This window comes from Nostoc cf. edaphicum LEGE 07299 (assembly GCF_015207245.1).
GTDB lineage: Bacteria > Cyanobacteriota > Cyanobacteriia > Cyanobacteriales > Nostocaceae > Nostoc > Nostoc edaphicum_B.
Genome location: NZ_JADEXF010000241.1, coordinates 1 through 6,174, shown reverse-complemented (window position 1 = coordinate 6,174; position 6,174 = coordinate 1). Strand labels below are relative to the sequence as shown.

Annotated in this window: 3 protein-coding genes and 1 pseudogene; 2 read left to right on the top strand and 2 right to left on the bottom strand. The window is 44.3% G+C overall.

Going from position 1 to position 6,174, the window contains the following annotated elements; all coding sequences use genetic code 11:
• A pseudogene (locus tag IQ229_RS09330) lies at positions 1 to 1,095 on the bottom strand (RluA family pseudouridine synthase); the annotation flags it as partial.
• A gap of 415 nt (positions 1,096 to 1,510) precedes the next feature.
• Positions 1,511 to 1,654 carry a hypothetical protein gene (locus IQ229_RS09325; RefSeq protein WP_228013335.1) on the bottom strand — a complete coding sequence of 48 codons (144 nt, stop codon included), beginning with the start codon at positions 1,652 to 1,654 and terminating at the stop codon, positions 1,511 to 1,513.
• A 165-nt stretch (positions 1,655 to 1,819) separates the two neighbouring features.
• On the opposite strand from IQ229_RS09325, the gene IQ229_RS09320 reads away from it, so the two are divergent.
• On the top strand, positions 1,820 to 3,673 hold the full coding sequence (locus IQ229_RS09320) for a response regulator (protein WP_194043107.1): 1,854 nt from the start codon (positions 1,820 to 1,822) through the stop codon (positions 3,671 to 3,673).
• The coding region (locus IQ229_RS09315) for a PAS domain-containing protein (protein WP_228013334.1) at positions 3,670 to 6,174 on the top strand (2,505 nt) is incomplete at its 3' end. The genes IQ229_RS09320 and IQ229_RS09315, both read left to right, overlap by 4 nt.

Sequence of the window (6,174 nt, the reverse complement as noted above, 5' to 3'; positions counted from 1 at the left end):
CCCTTGGCAAGGGGGAGTTAGAGGGGGTGAGAAGGACTTGTGTATACACTGCCGATCGGAAGAGGGGCTTATTACTCCCTTTTCCATAGCAGGGAGGGAAGGTTTCAAGCCTGAGAGCAAAAACCCCATTAATGGCTGACATCGCTCGGCACAGGCTCCATAAAACTCTCCCGGAATTTTATCCTGATTTGCGGAAGACTCACCCCACCAAAATTCTGCCATTGCTAGGGGTTTGAGATTATGTGTTGCCGCATAATGAAGCAGCTTTGGGGCACAACAGTCTCCTGTGCCAGTGGGCGAACCTTCTGGCATCAATTCTTGCAATGATTGCGATCGCCCGGAAAAATTAGTCAGGCTGTAGCTAGCGTGCATTTGAGCTTGCAATTGACAAGAAAGTGCTTTGCGCCGTTGTTTCAGTTCGCTAATTCGCGCATCCGTCGCTGCAATTAATTGCTGGAGAGGCTGTAATACGGCATTTTGCTGGCGTTTAAGTTGTCGTCGCTCAATTCCCTGCTGACGACTCTCTTCGTCGAGTTGTTCAAGGGCAATGGTGAGTGCTTCGGGAGTGAGTGTATTGCAGATTTGCTGACGTTTTTCCTGTCGTTGATGTTTGGAATGGCGATGGCGATCGCTCATTGCTTGTAACTGCTGCTCAAAGTCATTAAACAGGATTTCATACTGCTGGCGTTCGGTTAGTTGCTTCAAGGTAATAATTTCTTGCTTAATCGCGTCCAACTCAGCCAAAGTCCGGCTTTCCTCAAAAGCAACTTCATCTCGTCCAGGAATTGGCGGCATCCAGCCCTCAACCACACTGCAACTATTCAAAAGACCAGAAAAAGCTTTTAGTACCCGTTGTTCGCCATTAGGCAGTTCAACCAATAGAATTCCATACATCTTCCCTTCACAAGAATAACAGTCATTATTGGCAAGATGTTGTATTAGTCCGTGGGCGATCGCTTCTGACATTGAAGTGCGGGGTAATTTTAGGCGATCGCCACTTTGCGGACAACGCCCTTCGTACCAATAGCTACAAGATGAGTCAGCGATCGCAAAATCGCAGTCGATGAAATCTGAAAGTGGGTGCAGAACTACCATACAAGGTATGATTGCAAATCTAGCTGATCCTCCTAATATATATAGCGTTTATGTAAGAAATCTATTGTGTTGAGTGCTTTTGGCAATTTGGCATCCAAAGTTTTTCTGTTGCAGTTTTAATTTATATATCAACAGGGTTACAGGGACATTGAGAAAATTCTACAAGGGGTCAATTCCCGTCTCAAAATCCCACCCAATGGCCAGTTGTTGACGTTCACGCTCTCCGAACCATCTTAAGGTGGATGCAGCACAAGCGTCACCGCTTCTCTACGAGACGCTGCACGAACACCACAACTGGCTAGAAATCAAACAGAAAATATATAGTACAAATGCACTGACACAGATATAAGTCGGGGATGGCAGTGTTTGAGTCTGTAGTTGTCTGAGTTTATGTCAAGCTAATTATTTTTTGGGCTTAACTCAACCGTCTTGCCACTAATCCATCATTTATTTTGTTTTCAGCCAGGATTTTTAATATGCCAGGAGCAGACTTGAGAGCAAAGTCACGAAAACCAACATCATGAATAAAAGCCAGGTCTTCTTTGTACCACTCATTCATATTTGTTTGTTACTTTTTCTAAATAAATATGTCAGACTGCAAAATCTAAATTAACTTGTTGTATTGTTTGTAACAATATATTAAAATTACACAAAAGTTTAACCGCGCAGAGGGTGTGTATTGCGATCGCGAAGGTGTCATAAGCATCTTCTTTTGATACGACTTATGAAAATTTTGTTGGTAGAGGATGACGTATTATTGAGTACCGCACTCTTCGAGTTGTTGAGTGCAAATCGTTATACTATCGACATTGCAAGCAATGGACAAGCTGGATTAGAACTAGCGCTATCGACTGAATATGAGTTGATTTTGCTAGACTGGCTAATTCCGAAACTGGATGGGATTACCTTGTGTCGGCAACTGCGAAAGCAAGGCTACCGTAAATCTATTCTGTTGTTAACCGGGAAAAATTCTAATGCAGATATTGTGGCGGGGTTAGATGCCGGAGCAGATGATTACGTCATCAAACCTTTCGACCCAGAAGCATTACTAGCCAGAATTCGCTCTTTATTACGACGCAATGGGGCGATCTCATCATCTACCTTAACCTGGGGAAATCTCTCTTTAGATCCAAGTGCTGGCAGAGTAACTTGTAATCAGCAGGAAATTCTCCTCACAGCCACAGAATACAAACTGCTGGAGTTGTTTTTGCAAAACCCAGACCGGATTTTTAGTCGTGCAGTGATTCTAGATCGGCTTTGGGGATTTGGGGATGCACCAACTGAAAATGCAGTAACGACTCATATTAAAGACTTGCGCAAGAAATTGAAAACAGCAGGTATAGCAGAAGAACTTCTAGAAACGGTATATGGTATGGGCTATCGGATCAAGCCTGCACCTAATCGCTCCATCTCTGTTGGAGAAAAGAATCAAGATGGCAAGAAGAAACCCGGCCCTAAAGATATGGCTTCTGTAAATCGGGTGCTGGAGCGATTTCGTAATTCCTTTGTTGGGCAGGTTGCAGTGCTGGAGCAAGCAAAAACTGCACTATTGGAAGGGAATTTAAATGAAGATTTACAGCAGAGTGCATTGCGTGAAGCCCATAAGCTAGCAGGCTCAATGGGGTCGTTCGGTTATCCAGAGGGTTCTCGGCTCGGACGGAAAATAGAACATTTGCTGCTTGAAGATTCCTCGCTATCTCCAGAGCAAATCTCTAATTTCTCGCAACTGGTAACAGCATTACAGCAAGAGTTAACCAAGCCTGCTGTTACTTCCACCGCTCCAAACGTCCCGATGAAGCAAACTCATCGTCTCTTAGTAATCGATGATGATACTATGCTGACGGAGCAGTTGCAAGCAGAAGCCGATTCATGGGGAATCAGGATAAAGGTTGCACCAAACTTAGCAACCGCCCGATCGCTTTTTTCCTTAAAAGCTCCTGATGCTGTTTTACTCAATTTGAGTTTTCCAACAACAGAGGAAGACGGATTAGTATTATTAAGCGAGATAGTAGAGCGATCGCCAAATATCCCAGTAATTGTTTTTACCGGACGAGATAGCCTAGCAGATCGACTGAAAGTATCGCGTTTAGGAGCTAGACAATTTTTGCATAAACCGGCGACAACCGAAGAGATTTTTCAGGCGATCGCTCGTGTCTTACCTCAACCTCAAACTTCTGAAGCCAAAGTTTTAATCGTAGACGATGACCCTGTAATACTAGCTGGATTATCAGCGTTGTTAACTCCTTGGGGGCTGGAAGTAATCACCCTCTCCCAATCACAACAATTTTGGAAGGTGCTGGTTGCAACATCTCCTGATTTGGTGGTACTAGATTTAGAAATGCCGATAGTGAACGGATTAGAGTTGTGCAAAGTCGTGCGCCAGGATGCGCAGTGGGGAGATTTACCGATTTTAGTAGTTACAGCCCATACCGAAGCAGAATTTCTTCAGCAAGCTTTTGCTGCCGGAGCCGATGATTTTATCAGCAAGCCAGTGCTAGGGCCAGAACTTGTGACACGGGTACTGAGCCGCATTCAAAGAACGCGTTGGCGCTCTCAGGCAGGGAAAAGTAACGCATGATGAGAAATTATCAGCAATTATTGAAGTATGGTGTGGCTATTGGTTCAGCTGCGATCGCCCTGCTGCTGTCACTTTGGTTAGAACCGCTTATTTCCCGAACCATTGGTGCTTTTTTCTATATAGCTATTATCGTCAGTACTTCGTATGGTGGCTTTAAACCAGGAATTGTTACAGTTGTCCTTTCCACACTGGCAATTGATTATTACTTGATTCCCCCTCGATATCAACTGGGGATTAATCAGCCAGGAGATATATTACGGCTAGGTCTTTTCCTAATAGTTGCCTTGATAATTAACCTGGTGACAGGCAATCTTCAGTACAGTAGACGGAAGATTCAACAACTCAACCAACAATTGTCTCAAGAAAATGCCGAACAACTGCGGATGGCCCTTGACGATCGCAAACAAGCACAAGAAACCCTGCAACAGCAATTTGAGCAACAGCGCTTAGTGATGGAGATGACCCAGCGTATCCGGCGATCGCTGAATTTACAAGATATCTTGCAAACTACTGTCGATGAAGTGCGGCAATTTCTGGAGTGCGATCGCGTCACTATCTTCCAATTTTATCCAGGTTGGGGTGGAACGATTATTGTTGAGTCTGTTGCACCAGAATGGATGGCTCTTTTACCACTCCAAATTCATGACCCTTGCATTGGTGAAGAGAACGTCGAACCCTTTAAACAAGGCTTAGTCACTGCGAAAACTGATATTTATACTGCCGGAATTAGTCCCTGTCACGTTGAATTTTTAGAAAGTCTCCAGGTGAGGGCAAATCTGGTCGTTCCTGTTTCCTTGGGAGATGAATTGTGGGGGTTATTAGCTGCTCATCAATGTAAGGCTCCTCGTGAGTGGCAATCTTCAGAAATTACTCTGTTGCAGCAGTTAGGAGCGCAGGTAAGCATTGCTATCCAGCAAGCAGATTTGTTCAAACAGTTACAGACAGAACTAACAGAGCGCAAACAGGCAGAAATTGACCTACAACAACTGAATACCGAACTTGAGCAACGGGTGCAAGAACGCACTGCACAACTGACAGAGACGAACGATCGCCTGCGAAAAACAGTGATAGAGCAGCAACAAACTCAACTCACACTTTTAGAGCAAGCGCAAATGTTGGAGCTTCAGGCTGTAATCACCCGAAATATGGCGGAAGGCATTTGCTTAGTCAGAGCTGATAATTCAGTTATTGTCTATGCCAATCCGAAATTTGAGGAGATGTTTGGCTATGACTCTGGTGAACTCAATGGTCAACACGTTTCGATTGTCAACTACGTCACCGAATCGGTAACTGCTGAAGATGTAAGTCGAGCCATCTTGTTTGCTGTCTTAGAAAATAGTGAAGCCACCTATGAAGTCCAAAATGTTAAAAAAGACGGTACACCATTTTGGTCTAGTGCGACGACTTCTGTATTCAGGCATCCCGACTACGGCGACGTTCTGGTTGCAGTTCAGCAAGATATCACTGAGCGCAAACGCATCGAAGATGCTTTACGCGACAGCGAAGAAAAATTTCGTCAGCTGGCAGAAAACATCCAAGCAGTATTTTGGATGACTGATATTCAAAATCAGCAAGTTCTATATGTGAGCAATGCATACCAAACCATTTGGCAAAAAAATTGTGAGGAATTATATCACAACTATTCAGATTGGTTAGATGCAATTCACCCAGAAGATCGCCAGCGCATCGAAATTGAACTCATTGAACAGATGAAAATAGGGCAATACGATAAAAAATATCGTATTATCCGCCCTGATGGTTCAATCCGTTGGATTCGCGATCGCGCATTTCCGATCAAAAATGAACTAGGCGAGTTAGTTCGGATTGCTGGTATTGCCGAAGATATCACTGAACTAGAACAGATTAATCTGATCAAGAGTGAGTTTATTGGCATTGTGAGTCATGAACTCCGCACTCCCTTAACTGCAATTCGCGCAGCACTAGGCTTACTACAAACTGGTATCTACGACAAAAAACCAGACAAATTCAAGCGGATGATTGAGATTGCAGCCATCGATAGCGATCGCTTAGTGCGTCTTGTCAACGATATTCTCGATTTGGAACGCTTAGAATCGGATCGAGCTGTCTTAGAAAAAACCACCTGCAATGCAGCTGATTTAATTCAACAAGCAGTAGCCGTAGTCCAAGCGATCGCCAATCAGCAAAATATTACCTTTAAGATCCACCCTACCAATGCTCAAGTTTGGGCGGCGGCTGATGCTATTGTGCAAACACTCACCAATTTGTTAGGTAATGCGATTAAATTCTCCTCTGCCGATTCTACTATTACCCTCAGTGTCCAACAGCAAACAGACCACGTACTGTTCCAGATCGCAGATCAAGGACGAGGTATCCCCGCAGACAAGTTAGAAGCAATCTTTGGAAGATTTCAGCAAGTAGATGCCTCTGATTCTCGCACCAAAGGCGGCACAGGCTTGGGATTGGCAATCTGTCGTAGTATTATTGATCGGCATGGTGGGCAAATCTGGGCCGAAAGTACT

Excerpts from the sequence above, each read along its gene's own strand:
- IQ229_RS09325 (WP_228013335.1), bottom strand. The coding sequence starts at position 1,654 with ATGAATGAGTGGTACAAAGAAGACCTGGCTTTTATTCATGATGTTGGT.
- IQ229_RS09320 (WP_194043107.1), top strand. The coding sequence starts at position 1,820 with ATGAAAATTTTGTTGGTAGAGGATGACGTATTATTGAGTACCGCACTC.